The following is a 19475-nucleotide window of genomic DNA, read 5'->3' as shown; positions in this document are numbered from 1 at the left end:
GTTCACGATGATGGAAAAGACACTACGAAAACGACTTCATCAAGTGACGTCTCGATTTCAAGAACGACGCTTGGGGTGGCTGCTGGCGTTGATCGCGATCGTGTTTGCGGGACTGGCGTGGAGCTTGTTGCCTGCGGCACGAGCAGGCCAGATCATGGGCTCGGAAACCGCGATCGTCCTGCTGGGTGTAGCGTCGTTGGCGATGCTGATCGCCTGGGCGGTGACGCGGCGAAGCTTTTCGGATCCTCACTCGATCGCCAGCAAGATCGAATCCAAGTTCCCGAGTCTGCAGCAGCGTCTACTTACTGCGGTTTCACTAACCACTCGCGAGCAAAAATCAGACAGCTATTTACAGCAACGTGTGATTCGTGAAGCCTGCGACCATTCGCAACGCAATCGCTGGATCGAAACGGTGCCACAAAGCCAATTGTGGCTCAGCCGCATGTCGGGAATGAGTGCCACGTTGGTGATGGCGGCGGTACTGGGAATGTTGTTTGTGACGTCGGCGGACCCTTCGCAAGTTGGCGCGAGCATACCGCGACAGAACCAGAGTAATACGATTGTCGATCCGGGTAACGCGGAAATCGAACGAGGCACGAGCTTGGTGGTCACCGCTCGCTTTGAATCGGTCGCCCCGAGCGAAGCAGAGCTGCGTGTGATCAATCGCGATGGCAGTGAACAGCGATTGACGATGAAGCAAAATTTGCAGGACCCGATCGTGGCCGCGTTTTTGTCCTCCGTCGACGATGCCTTTGAGTACCAGATTCTGACGCGAGATTGGTCGAGCCAAACGTACTCGATCGGCGTCTTTGAGTTTCCAAAGTTGGTGCGAAGCGATGCGTTGCTGGACTTTCCCGAGTACACAGGCATGGATCACAAACGGATCGAAGACACCGTGCGTGTATCGGCCGTCCAGGGGACGATGCTCACCTGGCACTGCCATCTGAACAAGCCGGTCGCGTCGGCGACGCTCGTGGAAAAAGACGGAACGCGAACGCCGCTGCAGCCCATGGACCGCACGACAGGTGACGGGATGATGGTCCAGTTGCGGATGGAGGAATCGAAACGTTACACGTTGGAATTGATCGACGAACAGGGACGCCAGAACAAGTATCCAGCCGAGTTAGTCGCGAAAGTGCTGCCCAACCAATCGCCCAGCATCAAGCTGACTCAAGGGGGGGATGTGAGCGTTTCGCCGCTTGAAGAGTTGTCGCTTGCCGCAGACATCGCGGACGACTTTGGGCTCCATCGTGTCGGGCTTTCTTATAACTTTGAGGGCAAGGCGACGGAGATCGCGTTTCAGGAAAAGGACGCTGCGAATCGGAAACAGGGGTTTTCGCACATGGTTGAGTTTGAAGCACTCGACGCGGAACCGGATCAATTGTTTGCGTATTATTTCTGGGCCGAAGACATTGGGCCTGGCGGACAAGTGCGGCGAACGCAAAGCGACATGTACTTTGCCGAGGTGCGTCCCTTTGAAGAGATTTTTCGCGAAGGGGAACCGCCACCAAGCGGCCAAGCTCCGCCGAGCGAAAATGAACAAGCCGCCGAAGAGCTTGCCGAGCTGCAAAAGCAAATCATCACTGCGACTTGGCGTGTTATGCGTGATGAAGTTGGCGCGGAGGTGTCGTCCGAATTTGCCAAGAATGTCAAAGAGATGCTCCAGGGGCAACAAAACGCAATCGAAATGCTCGACGAACTCGCGGCGGAACTTAGCGATCCCCAATCAAAATTGATCGTCGAGGGCGTTCGCGTTCATATGCAGTCTGCAGCAAGTGAACTCGAGAAATCGCAACAATCCAACACGACTGACACGCTTGACGAAGCGTTGGCATCCGAACAAGCGAGTTATGCAGGCTTGTTGAAACTGCGAGCGAGAGAGTTTCAAGTCACTCGGGCTCAGCAACAGAGCCAGAGTAGTTCCAGTAGCTCGGCGTCGAAGCGTCAACAGCAATTAAACGAACTCGAACTCGATCAGGATGAGAATCGCTACGAAACCGAGCAGCAGGCAGAAGCCAATTCGCCAGAGGCGGCGCAGCAACGCGAAGAGCGACAAGTGCTGAGCCGCCTGCGGGAGCTTGCCCAACGTCAAGAAGACATCAACAAGCAGCTAGCTCAATTGCAGTCCGCGCTCGAATTGGCCGAGTCCGAGAAAGAAAAAGAGGAGATTCGCCGACAGATCAAACGACTGCGAGAACAGCAGCAAAACTTGTTGCGTGAAACCGACGAATTGGCCGAACGGATGCAGAGTCCTGAGAACCAAGAATCGATGCTGGAGCAACGCGAGCAGCTTGAGGAGACTCGCGAGAACCAACGTCGCGCCAGCGAAGCACTGGAGCAAGAGGATGCCTCGTCGGCACTGGCGGCTGGAAAACGTGCGGAACGTGATCTCGAAGAATTAGAAGACGAATTTCGTCAACGCACCTCGGGGCAATTCAGTGACGCCATGCGTGAAATGCGAGCTGACGCACAAGCACTCGACCAGAAGCAACAAACACTCTCGGAAGCTCTCAGCGAAGAGGCTGATAATCCTTCGCCAGGGCTGCGTCGCAACGAACAACAGCAGCAGCTGGAAAAGCAACTCGAAGAGCAACGTCGGGATCTGTCGCAGCTAGAAAACAGAATTCAGGAAACCGTCGAGCAAGCCGAGTCCGTTGAGCCGCTGTTGGCGAAAGAGCTATACGACTCGTTTCGCAATCTACAGCGGCGTGAAGTGGATCGCCGTCTAGAAGAGACTTCCGAACTGGTCAAAGCCGGCTTTAAGGAAGAGGCTCGTCAATCCGAGGCGGCTGCTGCCGAAGGGGTCAAATCGTTGCGAGAGGAACTCGAACAAGCTGCCAGTTCGATCCTTGGTGACGAAACGGAAGGGCTGAAACGCGCCGCCAGCACACTGGAGCAACTCGCTCGTGATTTGGACCAAGAGATTGGTAAGGAAAGAGGAGAAGAAAGAAAGGGAGAAGGGGAGTTGGGAGAGGGGGAGAAAGGAGAAGGCCAGCAGGGGCAAGACGGGGCGCCCGGACAGGGACAGGGTGAACCGCAGGGAGAAAAGGGACAGCAGGCAACGGAAGGCCGCGGCGAGCAGAGCGGCGAATCGAGCAGCGAACAAAGTAGTGAGCAAAGCGACGGGCAAGGACAAACCGAGGGAGAGGGCCAAGGGCAGGGGGAATCCCCGGGACAGTCAATGCGTCCTGGCGAGAACGCGAGCGAGAGTGAGAGCCCCGGTCAGCAGGAAGGTCAGGCGGAAGGCGGTGAGGGAATTCGGGGTTCAAACCCCAGTCGAAGTCGTGCAGCAGCACAGAGTCCCAGTGGATCGCCGATCGCCGGAGACGGATTTCGTGAATGGTCCGATTCACTTCGCGACGTCGAAGAAATGGTCGAGGACCCCGAACTGCGCTCGCGTGCTTCCCAAATTCGTGATCGTGCACGCCAAGTCAGAACCGAGCTGCTGCGTCATTCCAAGGCACCGCAATGGAATTTGATCGAAGAGATGATTGCCGACCCACTACGTGAATTGCAACGAGATGTCCAAGAGGAATACATGCGACGATCTGCGGAGAAAAATGCCCAAGTTCCGGTCGATCGTGATCCGGTCCCGAGCCAATTCAGCGAGGCAGTACGCCAGTATTACGAAAACCTCGGAAGCGGGCGTGGCAAATGATCTTCTCGACTTTGACCGCGGATGCGACGCTTTCGCTACACGAAAATTTGATTTGGGGTGCACCCGACTGGGTGATTCCCGTTTCGATCGCGGCGGCAGTCTTGGCGGGTTTGACGATTTGGAACTACGCATCGCAGCAAACGATGGGAGCGGTGCGGTGGTTGGCTGCGGCACTGAAAATTGCCGCCATTGCCTTGATCGCCATCTGTTTGTTGCAGCCGATGCGCAGCGGCACACGACCGCGGCCCAAAGCGAATGTGTTGCCGATCCTCGTCGACAACAGCAAGAGCATGCAGGTGAAACCCGAGGGGGCCAACGAAACCCGGGCGGACGTCGTTTCAAAGCGAATCGCACCCGATACTGATTGGCGGATTCGTTTAGAACAAGATTTTGATGTGCGAGGTTATTCGTTTGATTCGCGGATCGCGGCACTCGAATTGGCGGCTCCGACTCTGTCAAACGAAGGCACGGTGTCATCGCTGTCGACCAGTTTGCGGTCACTCGGCGAGCGATTCTCGGCTCGTCCCGTTGCGGGCGTGGTGCTGTTCAGCGACGGCAATTTGACTGATCCGCCCGACGCAAATTTCGACTGGTCCACGTTGGGATTCCCCGTCTATCCGGTGCTGTCGCGCTCGGATGAAACGATCAACGACGTTCGAATCGCAGATGTCAGCGTCAGCCAAACGGATTTTGAATCGGCTCCTGTGACGATCCGAGTCAAAGTCGATGCGAATCCCCCGAAACGAAAACTCGTCGTCCAACTTCGCGATCTCGATCACGGAAAACTCGTCGAAGAACAAACGATCACGACGTCGATATCCGAAACCGACAATGAGGTCACGTTTCGCTTTCGACCTGATGAACCCGGGTTGCGTTTTTACCGAACCAGTGTGTTTGAGGAACGAGATCGCAAGGCGTTCGAACCGGAGAGTGACTCGAAGAGCGGATCAAATGGGACAGGCAAAATCAAAACCGCCGAAGCGACGCTCGTTAATAACCAGCGAATGATTGCGATCGATCGCAAATCGGGGCCTTACCGAATTTTGTATGTTGCCGGACGCCCGAATTGGGAGTTCAAGTTTTTGCGACGATCACTGGCAACTGATGCCGAGATTCAATTGGTGGGTTTGCTGCGGATCGCCAACAAAGAACCCAAGTTTAGTTTTCGCGATCAGGGAGTCACGGGTTCAAATTCTGCTAATACCAACCGCTTGTTCGATGGTGTCGACAGCGCGGAAGACGAATTGGTCCAGCAGTATGATGAACCCGTCATGATTCGTTTGGGTGTCAAAGAATCCGAAGAATTGAGCGACGGGTTTCCCGAGACACGCGAAGAGCTATTTGCCTATCACGCTATCATTCTTGATGACATTGAATCCGAATATTTCACGCAGGACCAGATGCTGCTGATGCGACAATTCGTTAGCAGCCGAGGCGGCGGATTGTTGATGTTAGGAGGCCAAGAATCGTTTGCCGGAAAATCGTTTGCCGACAGCCCGCTCGGAGAACTTGCTCCGGTTTATGGTCCGCGGTCCGGCGACGCTAGTGTTGCCGGGGCTTACCGAATGAAGTTAACTCGCGAAGGAATGCTTGAGCCTTGGGCGCGGCTGCGAGAAAACGAATCGGCTGAATCTGATCGTTTTGCTCAAATGCCGCCGTTCACTTCGGTCAACGCCGTCGGCGATGTCAAACCTGGGGCACTCACCCTGGCCACCGTCCAGGATCTCGCTGGCGATGCGTTGCCTGCGATCGTCGCCCAGCGATTTGGCAAAGGGCGTACTGCGGCGATGCCCATTGGTGATTTATGGAGATGGTCGATGCGCCGTGATCCCCGTTCGAAAAGCAACGATGGGGATGATGCGGCCCAAGCGTGGCGGCAAATGGCACATTGGCTCGTTGGTGAAGTGCCGCGTCAAGTCGAAGCCCGAGTCGAGCCGAATGTCGATCCCAATGAACCAGCACGAATTGTCGTGCATGTCCGCGACGAAGCTTACTTGCCGATCGACAACGCCGCGATCGAGTTAACGATCACACCGATTGAAAAAAGAACTCGTGAGGGTGATCGAAATGGCGTGATCCAAATCCAAGCCACGCCGGACGACGATGCCTCCGGCGTGTACAGGGCCGCTTTCTGGACGAATGATTCCAACGCTTACCGAGTGCATGTGGCGGCGAAATCAGCGGATGGTCATTTTGTTGGCGAAGCGGACACGGGGTGGGTCGCTCAGCCGGATGCGGCGGAGTTTCGCCAGCTTCGTTTGAACCGAACCTTGTTGGAAACGATTGCGAAACAAAGCGGTGGCAAAGTGGTTGCCGATGATGCGTTGGATAACTTTGCCGCCGAATTGCCAAATTTGAAAATCCCTGTCACTGAGACTTGGGTCTATCCTCTCTGGCACAACGTTTGGGTGCTGGTCGCCGCGATCATGTGCTTGTGTGGTGAATGGGGACTACGTCGATGGAAAGGTTTGTCATGAGTCGATGGTTTACCGTCGTATTGGGAATCACGCTGACTGGGTCGAGCGTCTGCGCAAATTGCGTTTTGGCGGAGGACGTCGCGGAAGATGCGCCTGCGGCTGATCTGGTGCTGGTCGTTGGGGCCGGTGGCACCGATGAATACGCGGCCGAGTTTGCCGAGACCGCGGACCAGTGGAAAAGGCATGTCGAGTCGACTTCCGTGAAACTGCATCGGATCGGTGATTCGACATCGCCCGGGACTTCGGATCGTGATCTGCTAAAGTCCTGGATTGCCGAAGCAGATCGTGCAACATCGACTCCGCTTTGGATTGTCTTGATCGGCCATGGCACGTTTGCACAGAATGTGGCCAAGTTTAATTTGCGAGGGCCTGATGTTTCGGCCACCGAGTTGGCCGCGTGGATCAAGCCGCTCGATCGTCCGCTGGTGATTGTCAACGGTGCTTCGGCAAGTGGACCGTTTATTAACGCGCTGTCAGCCCCAGGACGTGTGATTGTTACGGCGACGCAAAGCGGAAGCGAACAAAATTATGCTCGTTTTGGCCGCTACTTTGCTGAAGCGATCGGTTCCCTCGATGCGGATCTGGATCACGACGAAGAGGTTTCAGTTCAAGAGGCGTTTCTAAAAGCCAATGCGACGGTGAAATTGTTCTATGACACGGAGGCCAGGATTAGCAGCGAGCATGCGTTGATCGACGACAACGGTGACGGACTGGGGACTGCGTTTAAAGCGTTTCGACGAAAGAATCCGTCCTTTGCCGCGAAACCGGACGGGCAGTTCGATGGTCGGCGTGCTGCAAAGATAACGTTATTCGCTGGGGCGAACCAAGCACCGCTGTTGCCAGACGAAATACAACGTCGCGACGCGCTCGAGGGCGAAATCGAGACGCTGCAATTACAAAAAGGGACGATGGCTGAGAACGCGTACTACGAGCAACTTGAATCACTGATGTTGCGACTCGCCAAGATTTACCAAACGGCCGAAGCGAGGCAAAACACTTCGGAAGAAGCAACGAAGTTGTCACCGTGACACGACAATGCGTAAGTTTTGAAGTTGCACTATTGCGTTTGCGGGCGAGCTGTAGGCCGGATCAAGGACGCAGGATCATGCCGGATCGGCGCAAACGGTAGCCTTTTCGACTGAGCCTCGGACCAACATGAAATTCTCAACTGCGTCCGCCGACCCGGCATTTACGCAGTTTGCTTGATCCGGCCTACTAAAAAACGCAACTTCAAAAGCGTTTGCGGGGTCTACTAGAGCAAAGTGTGAATGTGAGCGGCTTCTACAGCTTAGGAATAGGACGCGACGGTGCTTTCTTTAGCATCCGCTTTTCGTCGTCCTTGGGCACGTTGTTGTTATTTCCGCCACCACCTCCGCCTGCTTTGCGAGGCGTCAGATCGGTGAAGGTTTCCGTCCACTTCCAGCCAATCGGGACGGTCAGCTCTTGATCGGCTAGTAGCGCCCAGGGGGTGCCCTTGTGGTCGCGTGAAACGCCTTCGAGCAACTCCTTGGCCAGTGCTGCTTCGCGTTCCCATTTGCTACCTACCGAAATTTCTTCGCTTGCTTCTAGAATCCAAGTGTTGTTCTTTTCTTTTTCGAACGGCATGCCACGTTTGCCTTTGGCGAGCATCGCATTGTAGGTTTCGGTGCGAACCTTCTGGGCAAGCACACGACCCATCGCCAAGTCAAACCCCGCCTTCCAACGCAAGCTCTCTTCGCTGTCGCGTGCCTTCATTCCAGGTTCAAGAATCGTTGCCATTTGGATCAACGTCGGTTCCAATTTCGCGGCATCTTGTTGAGCCTTGGTCAAATCGCCGACCAATTGAGCATCACTGCGTTTGACAAATCGTGTTTGTGGACGCGACAGACCTTGAGCGGGCCGCATTTGGGCCGCTTGCACGAGTGATTGACGCAGCGGACTTGCCTTGACCTTGGTCACATAGTCTTGAGGTGCCAAGTAGTCAGGCCGGTATCGCGCCATTGCATTAGGATCGAAAAAGTATTCGATGTCCGCCGAATAGGCGTCGATCTCGGACGACCGAACGCGGCGAGACACGTTGCGATTGGGGTGGACCGTGAAATAGATGCCTCCCGTTTCGTAACAGAGGCGGGTCAAGGCATAGGGACCAAAGCCGCTATCGATCACGGGTTCCTGTTTAAAGTCTGCCGTGAAACCGACTTGAACCTGTTCGGGGTAAAACGTTTCAGGGCCCTGGTCGACCTGCGCCCACTGGGGCGATTGGTCGTACTTTGGATCGGGGTCGACATATTTGACCAACGTATGCTCGCGACCAAACGGCGCAGGGACACCGATCACATAAACCGGGATGGCCCATTTGCGGCACGCCGCGATCGATTGCTCGAGCATGTTCGCGTCGTCACCTCGTTCATCGGTCACGACGACGAAAAGGACGTTTCGTTGCGGCCCATTGCCACCGCGGCTACGTCGCAGGGATTTGTATTGATCTGCTGCGGATGAAATCGCCGAAAAGACACGTTCTTCGCCCGAGGTATCCACAGGAATGTTTTGCACGATCGATTTGATCTCTTCAAGATCTTCGATCGGCTCTTCGGTAAACAGCGTCACTGTTTTGCCAAAGCCGACAACGGAACTCAGCAGAGGGCTGTCGTTGGTGTTGCGGCGGAACCCTGCGGCTTCGCTCTCTTTGGCAATCCCCAGCTCACTGTAGATCCGCTGAAAACGATCACGGATTTCTTGACGTTGTCGATGCAGCGATCCACTTTGATCAAACAGCCACACGACCAATGTTGGGCGCTCTTCGAGTGATTGCAGAATCTCGAATGTAATTCGGTCCACCGCGCCGGCAGCCCCTTGCGTGCCCTGTCCGACTTGCCCTTTTTGATTCTTCAGTCGATCCAACGGGGCGACTGCTTCGGTAAACATTTTGTTGACCATGATCTGGCCGAAGTCGGTCGGCTCGAGATCGACCGGATTGGGGATCTCTGAAATCTCGGCGAACATCTCCGCCGAAGCTTCCGCCATCGCCGCGTCGGCGGTGCTGTTCGCACCGACTTCGGTTTGCGGCAAATCGCTGTAGGTCACATCGTCGATCATTTCGACTTTTTCGATTTCCTCTTCAGCCCGAGGGGACACCAGCACCACGGCCTCTTCGTCCACGGGCATGACCAACGGAACCAACGCCAAAGACAAGATGATGATCAAGTGCACCAACATGCTGCCAGCAAACGCAGTGGTCTCGCTCGCCGAGAAGAACGACTCTTCTTCGAGTTCTTCTTCGTCCCAAGCATCCACCGATTCGAGGTTACTTTGCAGGCCGCCAGTTAAGGAATTACCGGCTTGCGAGTTGCTTGGAGGTGTTGGGATCGTCATTTGCGTTTAACCATTCGGTTCAAAAATGTCGGAGCCGGTTGCGAGTCGCACTTTGCTGAAATTAGACCGCGAAAATCAAGTGATGGTATTTCAGCATTAAAATGCCCAGAGACGAGAAAAGTGGCCCACTTATACTCGCCCCCCCATTGTAGCCGTCGATGAGAGGATATTGCTCTATTTTAATCAAATTCTACCGTAGCAGGTGGCCGTGCTTCCTGAATTGAAAACAGAGACAGGTTCCTGAAATTTTCAGATCATTGATTGTTCTTGTATGGGCTGGGGGATCGTCGCCTGCATGTCCAAAAAGCAAACCGTGACGTGCTGACAAGGAATCGCAGGTCGCCAGGGTTGATAAGGGGACAACCTAGTGAATGAAGTCGTCATTTTGGAGCTCATTTTGTCAGCCCCTTCGTCTACGTGTTTCAACGAATCAATTTGACCATTGTACCCAGAAAACGACGTTTTGCAGTGTTTATGGGCGGTTCCAACACGTCAATTTGCGGGGGGCGACGATTGCCAACTCGAACTTGTATTAGTAGCCTTGATTTTATACCGTTATTAGACGTGGCGAATTGAATTCGCGTTTTCGAATTGAATCTTGCACAAGGCTTTCTGAAATTGTCTGAGCGACTCATCGCAATTGGTGACATTCACGGCTGTAAGGTCGCTCTCGAGCGATTGCTAGAGGAAGTTGCGCCAACTGCGAAAGATATCGTAGTGACGTTGGGCGATTACGTTGATCGAGGCCCTGATTCTCGCGGAGTGATCGACACCCTGATCAATCTTCGTAAAACGACTCAACTGATTGGATTGGTCGGCAACCACGAGGAAATGATGCTCGAGGTGGTTCGCGACGGTCAATCGCCTCACGGATGGCTGAAATACGGCGGGGTCGAGACGCTCGATAGCTATGGTTTTGATGGTGGATTGGACTTTTTGCCGCAAAGCCACGAGGACTTCTTCGATTCGCTCGGAGATTACTTCGAGTACGACGACTATTTCTTTACCCATGCCGCTTACGATCCCGACACACCGCTTGAGCACCAGCCGCCCGAAATGCTGCGGTGGTACACGCTGAACGACGGTTACCCAGCGGCTCACATCAGCGGCAAAACGGCCGTAGTCGGCCACACGGCGATGCGAGATGGCGAAATTCTCGATATTGGACACTTGTTGGACATCGACACGTTTTGCTACGGCGGAGGATGGCTCACCGCCATTGACCTGTACAGCCGTCAAGTGTGGCAGGTCGCACAGGATGGGCGAGTCCGCAGCACGCAGGCCCAATACTAGGGGGTGAACGTCCCAAGGCGATCAACTCTCGTTAGCTGCCTTCGCCAAAAGGGAGTAATTCGCGTGGGACGCCAACAATCCACGCTCTGGCGGGCGCCGCTACGAAACGCAAACGCCGCACAGCCTCTCTAATTCAAAAGTAGAGCAAATCAGGTGGGCGCATAAAAAAGGCACCGTGAAATGACACAGTGCCTAAGTGTTCCGAAGCATCCTTGGATGCTTAAGCAACCGACGAATCGAGTGCTTGTTGAAGCGCAGCCTTGGGGCGAACGCCTACAAAACTTTCTGAAACTTCGCCACCTTTGAAAACCAACAGCGTGGGAATGCTGCTAATTCCGAACTTCTGGGCGATTCCAGGATTGTCGTCGATGTTGATCTTGCCAATCTTGACCGACGGGTTTTCGCTGGCCAATTCGTCAATCATCGGAGCGATCTGACGACATGGGCCACACCAAGGTGCCCAAAAGTCAACAAGCACAGGGGAGTCTGACTGCAGGACTTCGCTATCGAAGTTCTCATCAGTGAATTCTTTTACAGCATCAGATGCCATGGAAACTTCCTTTTGAAAAATAGGTTGCCAGCGCAAATTGTTAGGTACAGAGCGTCTGCTGTCAATTTGCCCCACTGTCAAACTGGCCTAATTGCCAGTCACTTTTAACCGATTCCGATAAGGAAGCAATATCCGAGCCAATTCGTTTAAAATCATCGCGGTTGCTCCCCAAATCCGGTGGTTTTGGTACTGAAATGCCGGAGCAGCGAACTGCAGCTTATCGAACCCAGACGAAGGCTTTTGACCGGTCCTCGTTTCAATAAAATGCACTCGTTTCTCCATCTGGAAGACAATTCGTCGTGAGGGACGGAATAGTTCTCCAACAGGCAACAGGATCACGTCCTCTACTTCGACTGGATCGGGCTGCCACTGAGGTAATGGCGTTTCAATGATAAAGACCACCGGTTGGACCGCATTATCGCTCGCATAGACGTATTGCTCACGAAGATTGCCGCAGCAGACTTGGACTAGGGGCTGTACCCCCAGTTCTTCTTCGAATTCCCGCAGCGCGGCCTGTTCGGCCGATTCGCCCGCTTCCCTGCGTCCGCCGGGCAGGCAGATTTGACCGCCATGGTGCCTTAATGCCATCGGACGCTCGGTCAATGGAATTACCCACTGCTGGTCCGCGTCTTGAAACAAAGAAATGGCCACTGCGGCTTGGCGGCACCCTCGCCGCGAAGGACCACGATGACGGCCGTAGGCCAACCCGGGAAACATTGGTTCCAACCGGTCGGGCCGATGAGATCGATTGCCAGTACAGCCCTCGCCTGAGAGCTGCTTGGTCAAGAAATTACCGAGATCGTCCGCGAAAACCGTCGAACGTTGTTGAGATTGTTGAATAGTCATGAGGGTCAATCAAGCTCAATGGACGCGACCTTGACTCACGCTTTCCAAAGCCACCGAGCGTTTGCCAACGCTATGAATAGATTAACAGCATTGCGGGAACACCGTCTTGGCGGTTAGCGAAACACGCTACAGCGTCGACTCCAGCAATACCCTGCAACCTGTACAATAGCACTAATTGACGGCGGCTGACAATTGATCCAGCTTGGTTTGGACCGCGGTCAATTGAGTGGCCACGCCATCGTACTTTTCCTTCATTGCGTCGGCAGCCTGTTGAGCTTTTGCCAATGCTTCTTGAAGTGCGGGCAAGCCTTTGGCCAACTCGGCCGCTTCGGCAGTCTTCGCCGCAGACGCTTGCTGGTGCGTCGCGATTGAATTGTGGGTCGCGATGCGATCGCGACGCAAGTTAACCAATTGGGTCAAGTGATCGATCAGGGCTTGTTCCGCACCTGCAACCGCGTCGAGCTTGGCAACGTCGCCGTTGGTTTGCACGCGGATGGCGATTACGGCGTCATGCTTGTCACGCGATGCATTGGCCAAGGCGGGCATTTGCCCGTCCAATTCGCCCACCTTCTTTGCCGCAGCATCCGCAGCCGCTTTCGATTTTTCGGCCTCGGCTTTGGCGGCAGCGATCTTTGCATTGAGTTCGTCGATCGGTTTCTGAGCGGCAGCGACCGTGTTCATTGCCGCATCCAACTCGGCTTTGATCGGCTGCATCGTTTTTTGGATCGATGCCAATTGCTGCTGGACGACTTTAGCACGCTCAGCCGCAGGTGGCGGGTTCGCTGCTAACGTTTGTTTATCTTCGGGTTTCTCGGATAGTGCACTGAATACTTGGCCATCCCAATCGCCATAGATCACTCGGCTGCCATCGTGGGTAATCGCTGCTTCGAGCACATCTTCGGCGACCGGTTGGAACTCACGAATCAGTCCACCATTAGCGTCCCAAAGTTTCGCTTTGTTGTCTTTACCTGCCGTAACGAGTCGTCCTTGATGATCAAACGCAACATCGGTGACACCGCCACCATGAGCATTAAACGACTTGATTGCCTTGCCTTCGTTGACGTCCCAGACTTTGACGGTTCCGTCGTCACTCGCACTGGCCAAGACGTTCGAATCGTCTCGCCATGAGACTGAATTGATGGCTCCCTTGTGATCGGTCAAATCCAAATACAATCGGCCTGTGTCGGCTTCCCACAAACTAAGGCCACCGGAGCGGTCACCCGAAGCGATCAATACGCCGTCAGGGCTGAATGCGACGGTGAAGATCCAGTCGGTATGTTTTTTGAGATCAAAAACCAGTTCGCCGTCGGTGGCGTCATAAACACGCAACATTTTCTGAGGGCCACCCATCGCGACTCGCGACATGTTGGCGTTCACGTCGGCATCAAAGACCACATCTAACTCGTCGCCCACTGTCGCCACACGTTCGCCAGTTTTAACGTCATAGATTGCCGCGATTCCCTTCACTGAATGCTCGCCACCGCCTGCGATCAAAAAGCTTCCGTCACGACTAAAACGCAGCGACTGCGGAATACCTTCTTCGAAAGGCAAAATGCCCAGCAACTCTGACGTTTCAGTGTGGTACAACGCAATTTGTTTTTGCCCAGCGATCGCTACTAACGGTGCCCATGGGCTTGCACCAATCGCCGTAATCGCAGCTGCACGATCCGTGACCACGGGCACACGCTGTGGAATCGATTCCGGCATCGCCACAGGACCTTCGGGTTTGCCGCCGGTGCTAGCGACAAACGCGAGTGAGTTTTTCTTTTTCGCTTTGGCTTTGGATCCCGAGTTTTCTAGGATTCCACCTTCGATCCAAGCTTGGATGACCGCCAGCTGTTCGGCGGGCAATTTATCTTGGTTCGGTGGCATGATCGGTGTGTCGTCGTGGTTGACCAATTGCCACAACCGGCTGCCCGATGGGTCGCCGTCATCGTAAACGATTTCGCCGCTGCCGCCGCCTTCGATCAATGCCGTATAGGTGTCCAATGCCAAGCCGCCTTTCTTATCGCCTTGGTTGTGACAACTAGCACAATGTTGGCGAAAGATCGGCTTCACGTCGTCTTCAAACGTAACCTTCTTCACTTCCGGAGTGGATTTTTCGTCGGCAGCAAAGCTGACTCCGCAACCGGACAGAACGAGTAAGGCGGCAATATTGAATCGAATCATGGCGATTGGAGATCGTGGGGTGGGGCGAGTTTTCGAGTAGGAGATCGAAGGCGGGCTTACATTCTAATTAGTGATTGAATGCAAACTCGCGACTGTTTAGCACGGCCCAGAAAATATCCGAAAGTGCAGCAGCGCTGTCCCCTTCGGCTGGAATCGTGGCCAGCAGTTTTTCTTGTTCATCCTTGGTCGGCTTGCGAGCGAGCGAGCGGATGTAAATTCGTTCAATCACCTGCTCGTTGGTCAGTTTTTTTTCTTTGACCCATTTTTGAATCACTTTGCCCTGCTCGATCTTGTTGGTTACCGAGCTTCCGTTCAGCAAGTGAAGAGCTTGCGATAGCGATGGCGCCGTGGTCGCTTCGCACTCACAAACGGTGGCTCGCGGTGAGCGTCCAAAGGCATCGAGGAAGTAGGTCGAGGTAGCACCATCAGCGATCTGGACCGCCGATGCACCGAGTGGCAAACCACGATATTTTTCGGGAGCTTCGGTCACTTGGCATAGGCAATCGAGCATGCTTTCGGCCGGAATTCGTCGCACGACGGCGTACGCGTAGTTACGGTTGTCGTGAGCATTGGTTTCGTTGGATTGGCAACTACGTTGGTAAGCTTCGCTGTTGCAGATGTCGCGTACGAGTGACCGCATGTCAAAGTTGTACTCGACCAATTTGTTACCGAGCGTGTCGAACAGCTCAGGGTTACTGGCCGGGTTACTAATACGGATATCGTCGACTTGGTCAACCAATCCGACGCCCATGAAATGAGCCCAGATTCGGTTGGCAATTGAACGAGCAAAGTACGGGTTCTCTTTGCTTGTCAGCCAGTTCGCAACCACTTCGCGACGATCTTTGCCTTTGGTGTCAGGCTCTTCGCCGCCCAAGAACTTAGGCGGAACGGGTTTGCCGGTTACGAGGTGATTGACCTCGCCACTAAAGCGGTTGTAAACGATCTTTTCGCGATAGTCTTCAGCCTGTTTACGTCCGACCTGCGAAAAGAACGAAGCAAAACCGTAGTAATCGTTCATCGTCCAGCGGTCAAACGGATGATTGTGACATTGGGTGCATTGCGTTCGGATACCCATGAAGACTTGGGCGACATTTTCAGCCGTCTTCAATGTGTCACGTTCGATCTCGTAAAAATTGGTCGCTGGCGATGTGAACGTGCCACCGGTGCTGGTCAGTAGTTCGCGAACCATTTGATCGATGGGGATGTTACGAGCAAATTTGTCAGTCAACCAATTTGCATACAAGAATGCCGATTTGTAGCTGACCGTGTTGCTGCTCTTGATCATCAATAGCTGAGCAAACTTCATTGCCCAGATCTCGCTGAACTCTTTTCGTTCAAGCAAACGATCAATCAATTCCGCTCGTTTGTTGGGGGCGGCGTCGGTAACAAACTGTTGGTACTCTTGTTCGGTCGGCAGTAACCCGGTGACGTCCAAGGTGACACGTCGTAGGAATTCTTCGTCGCTGCAGCGTCCGCTTGGCAGGATGCGAAGTTGTTGTAGTTTTTTGCCGACGAGTTGATCGATATATTCGCCTTCGATCTTCGGAGCGGTGTACTGCAATTCGGTTGGAAGCGCCAGCACTTGGCTGCCCACCGTTTCGGTGACAAAGCGAGCCATCACGAATGCTTCACCGCGACGTCCAGCGGTGACAACGCCCATCGAATCGATTTCGGCGGTACCCGCGTTGTTGGATGTAAATGCGGCTAGGCGAGTGACGTCACGCGTGCTGCCGTCGCTGTAGGTGGCCACGGCAACAAATCGCTGCTGTGTTCCTTCGCCTTCGATGACCGCTTGGGGCGGATAGATCGCAAGCGATTGGACCGCGGGTGGCTTGGCTTTGGCTGGATCGGCTTTCGCTCCCTTTTGCAACCACTCTAAAACTGTGGCGTAGTAATCCGAGTCGGTGTCAAATAATTTGCCTCCGGTGTGAGGCACAGCACCGATCGATTTCTTTAGAAACAGGCTCTCTTCGGGAACGGCGAGATTGATACGACGGAAACCAATTTCGCGTGTGATGCGAAAGTAGTCACCATCGGGGTCAAAGCCGAACAAACTAACGCGGAAACCGTCTTTGCCGCGTGCGGCACCGTGGCACGATCCGGTGTTACAACCTGAGCGTGTCAGCACGGGCATGATGTCTTTTTCGAAGCTGATCTCGGGTTTGACCGAAGCGTCCGTCACCGTGATGGGAACGCGAACTTCGGTTCCCGCGTACGAGCCAATCAGCTCAGTCTTGCCATCGGCGACCGGGTGCAGCATGAAACCGTCGCGACGAACTTTGGATTCGTCGGCGATCGACCACTCCATTCGCTCGCTGGCGTCTTCGGTGATCCCGTCGTCGCGTCGCAGCACTGCCACAAACGACTGGAAATCACGAGCCGATCCGAGTTTGATTTCACTCGGATAAACAGCGATGTCCGGTCGACGTGCCGTGTTGCCGCTCGGGGTCGATGACTCGGGTGTTACCGCGATCGCTGAAACAGCACTGGTCGCGATGATGACCACGCCGAGAGCGATCCGCTCGAGTTTTTTAATGAATGGAAAGTTCATGCCGATGTTCCTCGTTGAACAATAATAGCGATCGATGAAATACGGGATCGATTGAATACGGGGGGAGGATCTACTGGTCAGGCAAAACGCCTGCCCAGTAGTGATGCGTGTTTACTGGTTCTTCATTTGGCGAAGTTGCTCGAGCCGGCTGAGTGGTTTCGGCGCGGCGGGTTTAGCTTCGACCGGCTTTGGTTTAGCGGCCGGTTTGGCAGGTGCGTCTTTCTTCGGTGGCAACGGTGCATCCACGCGGATTTCGCCAGTGCCATTGGTTTGCACAATCACTTCGTCGCCGACGGTGACGCGTGATTTGCAGACAAGTGTTTTGTGGTTGCCGGTTTTGGCGTCTTTGGCAACCGTGATGGGGAAGATCACACTTGTCGAATCTTTGGTGATTTTTTGGACTGCCGCCGAGCTGGTTAAACCATTCGGGATTCCGAGCAATTCCACTTCCGCGTCACCGGGAAGCTCTCGGAGTACTTCCAATTCAACGGCCACCGTCGCTTCGGTTCCAGTTTCTGCAGCAGAGCGAGGGAACTTGTAGCGGAACAGCTGTTCTTGGATTTCCAACATGATCGGTGTGGTCGCGATTTCCGCGGTGCCGTTATCGGTGGGATAGCTTGCGATCATAATCACAGGCCAAGTTCCCACAGCGGCACTACCGTTTGCGGTGATCGGAATCTCAACTTCGGTTTGGCCTTTGTCGATTTTGCGGCTATTGTTGACCGCAACGCCGGGCGGGTTGTACAGCGTACGAAGCGAAACCGCTCCGTCGAACCCTTCGCCGCGTTTGATTCGGACGACCAATTCCTTGCTGCCATCACGAACGATGGGAGTTTTTGGTTGGACCAATTCGATCTCAAAAGGAGCCGCGTCAGTGACTGCCACTGCCGCACGGTCGGTGTCATAGCCCCACATTGCACGTCGGTTTTGACCCAGCACCAATTGGTGAGTTTGCTTTAGCTGGCCTGTGACGGTTGCGTTTTTCTCATCGCCTTTACCATGAATGTCAAACAACGAAGCAGCGTGGGTTGCCTCGGGTTTGGCGGTCAACAATACCGGAATCTCACCACGCCCGGCGGGCATGGGAAAGGTTTGGGCGACGACGTTTTCGGGAAGTCCATCGAGTTCCATGTTGATTTCGCCGTTGTACCCCCGACGCGTTGCATTAACCATGAACGCGGTTTGGCCACCGATTGGTACTGCAACCACTTGCGGGTAATAGCGTCGAAGTTCGGCCAACGTCAGATCAAACTCGTTCACTGCAGGAGTGACTTCGATTCGATAATGATGGATGGGGCTGCCGCCACGAAGATGATCGTAAATACGAACGCTGTGTTTTCCATCGGCCGGTGCCGTAAATTCGACAAACGGATCCATGTTGGTGCCGATGTCATCCGAGGAAGACAATGTCTTTCCATCCGGAGCAAACACGTTCAGCACGGCGTCCAATGGCGAACGGATCACGTTGCGAGCGAACACGGTCACTCGGAATCGCTGTCCCTTTTTGCACTGAAAACTGAAACAATCGAAATCGCCCTCTTTTTCAATCACGCCACAAAACGCAGCTGGCACAGCAGACTCAGGTGCCTTGGCGCGGTCATCGTTAGGTTCCTGTTCCATGACCACAGGCAAATCGTTGACTCGCACCCAGTTGGGTGACGGTGAAATGCCTTTTTCGTTTTCAGTGACCACGGCCCATTGATCGTGCGGTTCGCTGGGAAGTTGAACCGAGGCTTCGCTGATGGTGCCATCCAATGCAACCAGGTTGGCTTTTAGTGTGTCGCCAGGAACGCCTCCACCTGGAACGGCGGCAACAGGACGCGGAAACGTACCAACGTGCAGTCGGTAGCCAGCGTTGCCATTGCCCCCGAACGAACTATCGCGAACCAGAACGGTATAGGTGCCGTCCTCGGTCGCGGTGAACGAGCACACGCCGTCTTGTTGTAACAAGGCCGAGTCGTCGCTCGTGGCGACTTCGAAACGTCCTTCGTTCAAAATAGAGACAAACGGATCAAGAATGTTTTGGTTGTTCAGCGAATAAGCTAAACGCAGCCCTTCGATCTCGACGTTCAGTGTATCGCCGGCCTTCAGTTTGACCTGAAAGTGGTCAACGTCCTCACGCTCGACAATACCTTCGACTGTTGTGTTGAGTTCGATGGTTTGCGGTTTGGCGAAATCATTATTCGGTTCGACCTCATCAACCACGGGCATCGTTCCAACGCCCAGTAGTCGTAGGTTGGCAACACCGCTCTTGGTGATCAAGCGAACAGGGTACAAGCCGGGGGCGAGTTTTTCATCCGCCTTCAGCTTGACTTCGACCTTGGCGTTGTCGATCGGCTTGACTTCCAAAATCGTAATGCCGGGGACATCGGTCAGCACTTGATGTGCATCTTTGAGCCGTGCTCCTTGAAACAATACCGTTGTTTCTTCCCCGCGGCGGACACCAAAGGGTTTCAGGCGAGTGACTTCGGGAAGCGTTGCCATTGCAGTAGTGGCAACCATGATGGTCAAGCTAAATGCAACAAACGCAGTCGGGCGGAATCGTGAATTCACTTGGTCGTCCAATAGAGGCGAGTTCAA

The 19475-nt window shown here is 54.3% G+C and carries 10 protein-coding genes; 4 read left to right on the top strand and 6 right to left on the bottom strand.

Features of this window, described 5'->3' with window-relative positions; translation table 11 throughout:
* Positions 1-7 precede the first annotated feature (7 nt).
* Genes SH528x_RS09260 through SH528x_RS09250 form a run of 3 tightly spaced genes read left to right on the top strand, consistent with a single transcriptional unit; the run spans position 8 to position 7163 of the window.
* Positions 8-3658 (top strand): DUF4175 family protein, encoded by a 3651-nt coding sequence (locus SH528x_RS09260; protein WP_442510241.1) that lies wholly within the window; start codon positions 8-10, stop codon positions 3656-3658.
* On the top strand, positions 3655-6135 hold the full coding sequence (locus SH528x_RS09255) for a glutamine amidotransferase (protein WP_442510240.1): 2481 nt from the start codon (positions 3655-3657) through the stop codon (positions 6133-6135). The genes SH528x_RS09260 and SH528x_RS09255 overlap by 4 nt, the downstream gene beginning before the upstream one ends.
* The gene (locus SH528x_RS09250; RefSeq protein WP_442510239.1) at positions 6132-7163 is read left to right on the top strand and encodes a hypothetical protein; all 1032 of its coding nucleotides are present in this window, start codon (positions 6132-6134) and stop codon (positions 7161-7163) included. Before SH528x_RS09255 ends, SH528x_RS09250 begins: the two co-directional genes overlap by 4 nt.
* Before the next feature lie 253 nt (positions 7164-7416).
* Here the strand turns inward: SH528x_RS09250 and SH528x_RS09245 are convergent, their stop codons facing one another.
* Complete coding sequence (locus tag SH528x_RS09245; protein ID WP_442510238.1) at positions 7417-9486, bottom strand: vWA domain-containing protein; 2070 nt, start codon at positions 9484-9486, stop codon at positions 7417-7419.
* A 618-nt stretch (positions 9487-10104) separates the two neighbouring features.
* Here SH528x_RS09245 and SH528x_RS09240 point away from each other — a divergent pair.
* The gene (locus SH528x_RS09240; protein ID WP_442510237.1) at positions 10105-10779 is read left to right on the top strand and encodes a metallophosphoesterase family protein; all 675 of its coding nucleotides are present in this window, start codon (positions 10105-10107) and stop codon (positions 10777-10779) included.
* 220 nt (positions 10780-10999) lie between these two features.
* Here SH528x_RS09240 and trxA read toward each other — a convergent pair whose 3' ends face one another.
* The 5 genes from trxA to SH528x_RS09215 all read right to left on the bottom strand — a co-directional run bounded on the left by trxA (position 11000) and on the right by SH528x_RS09215 (position 19448).
* Entirely contained in the window at positions 11000-11329 is a 330-nt protein-coding gene (trxA, locus tag SH528x_RS09235; RefSeq protein WP_442510236.1) for a thioredoxin, read from the bottom strand.
* 87 nt (positions 11330-11416) lie between these two features.
* Positions 11417-12175, bottom strand: a complete 759-nt coding sequence (locus tag SH528x_RS09230) for an NUDIX hydrolase (protein WP_442510235.1) — start codon at positions 12173-12175, stop codon at positions 11417-11419.
* A 171-nt stretch (positions 12176-12346) separates the two neighbouring features.
* Positions 12347-14344, bottom strand: a complete 1998-nt coding sequence (locus SH528x_RS09225; RefSeq protein ID WP_442510234.1) for a c-type cytochrome domain-containing protein — start codon at positions 14342-14344, stop codon at positions 12347-12349.
* A 67-nt stretch (positions 14345-14411) separates the two neighbouring features.
* Positions 14412-16895, bottom strand: coding sequence for a DUF1549 and DUF1553 domain-containing protein (locus tag SH528x_RS09220; RefSeq protein ID WP_442510233.1), 2484 nt, complete (start codon positions 16893-16895; stop codon positions 14412-14414).
* A 111-nt stretch (positions 16896-17006) separates the two neighbouring features.
* Complete coding sequence (locus SH528x_RS09215) at positions 17007-19448, bottom strand: pre-peptidase C-terminal domain-containing protein (protein ID WP_442510232.1); 2442 nt, start codon at positions 19446-19448, stop codon at positions 17007-17009.
* Between the last annotated feature and the right edge of the window lie 27 nt (positions 19449-19475).

This window comes from Novipirellula methanifontis (genome assembly GCF_052161655.1).
Classification (GTDB): Bacteria; Planctomycetota; Planctomycetia; order Pirellulales; family Pirellulaceae; genus Novipirellula.
The sequence above is the reverse complement of the archived record's forward strand: the minus strand, read 5'-3'. Positions and strand labels throughout refer to the sequence as shown.

What these genes read in the sequence shown, in the direction of transcription:
- trxA (WP_442510236.1), bottom strand. Translation starts at nt 11,329, where the DNA reads ATGGCATCTGATGCTGTAAAAGAATTCACTGATGAGAACTTCGATAGC.
- SH528x_RS09230 (WP_442510235.1), bottom strand. Translation starts at nt 12,175, where the DNA reads ATGACTATTCAACAATCTCAACAACGTTCGACGGTTTTCGCGGACGAT.
- SH528x_RS09250 (WP_442510239.1), top strand. Translation starts at nt 6,132, where the DNA reads ATGAGTCGATGGTTTACCGTCGTATTGGGAATCACGCTGACTGGGTCG.
- SH528x_RS09225 (WP_442510234.1), bottom strand. Translation starts at nt 14,344, where the DNA reads ATGATTCGATTCAATATTGCCGCCTTACTCGTTCTGTCCGGTTGCGGA.
- SH528x_RS09260 (WP_442510241.1), top strand. Translation starts at nt 8, where the DNA reads ATGATGGAAAAGACACTACGAAAACGACTTCATCAAGTGACGTCTCGA.
- SH528x_RS09220 (WP_442510233.1), bottom strand. Translation starts at nt 16,895, where the DNA reads ATGAACTTTCCATTCATTAAAAAACTCGAGCGGATCGCTCTCGGCGTG.
- SH528x_RS09255 (WP_442510240.1), top strand. Translation starts at nt 3,655, where the DNA reads ATGATCTTCTCGACTTTGACCGCGGATGCGACGCTTTCGCTACACGAA.
- SH528x_RS09245 (WP_442510238.1), bottom strand. Translation starts at nt 9,486, where the DNA reads ATGACGATCCCAACACCTCCAAGCAACTCGCAAGCCGGTAATTCCTTA.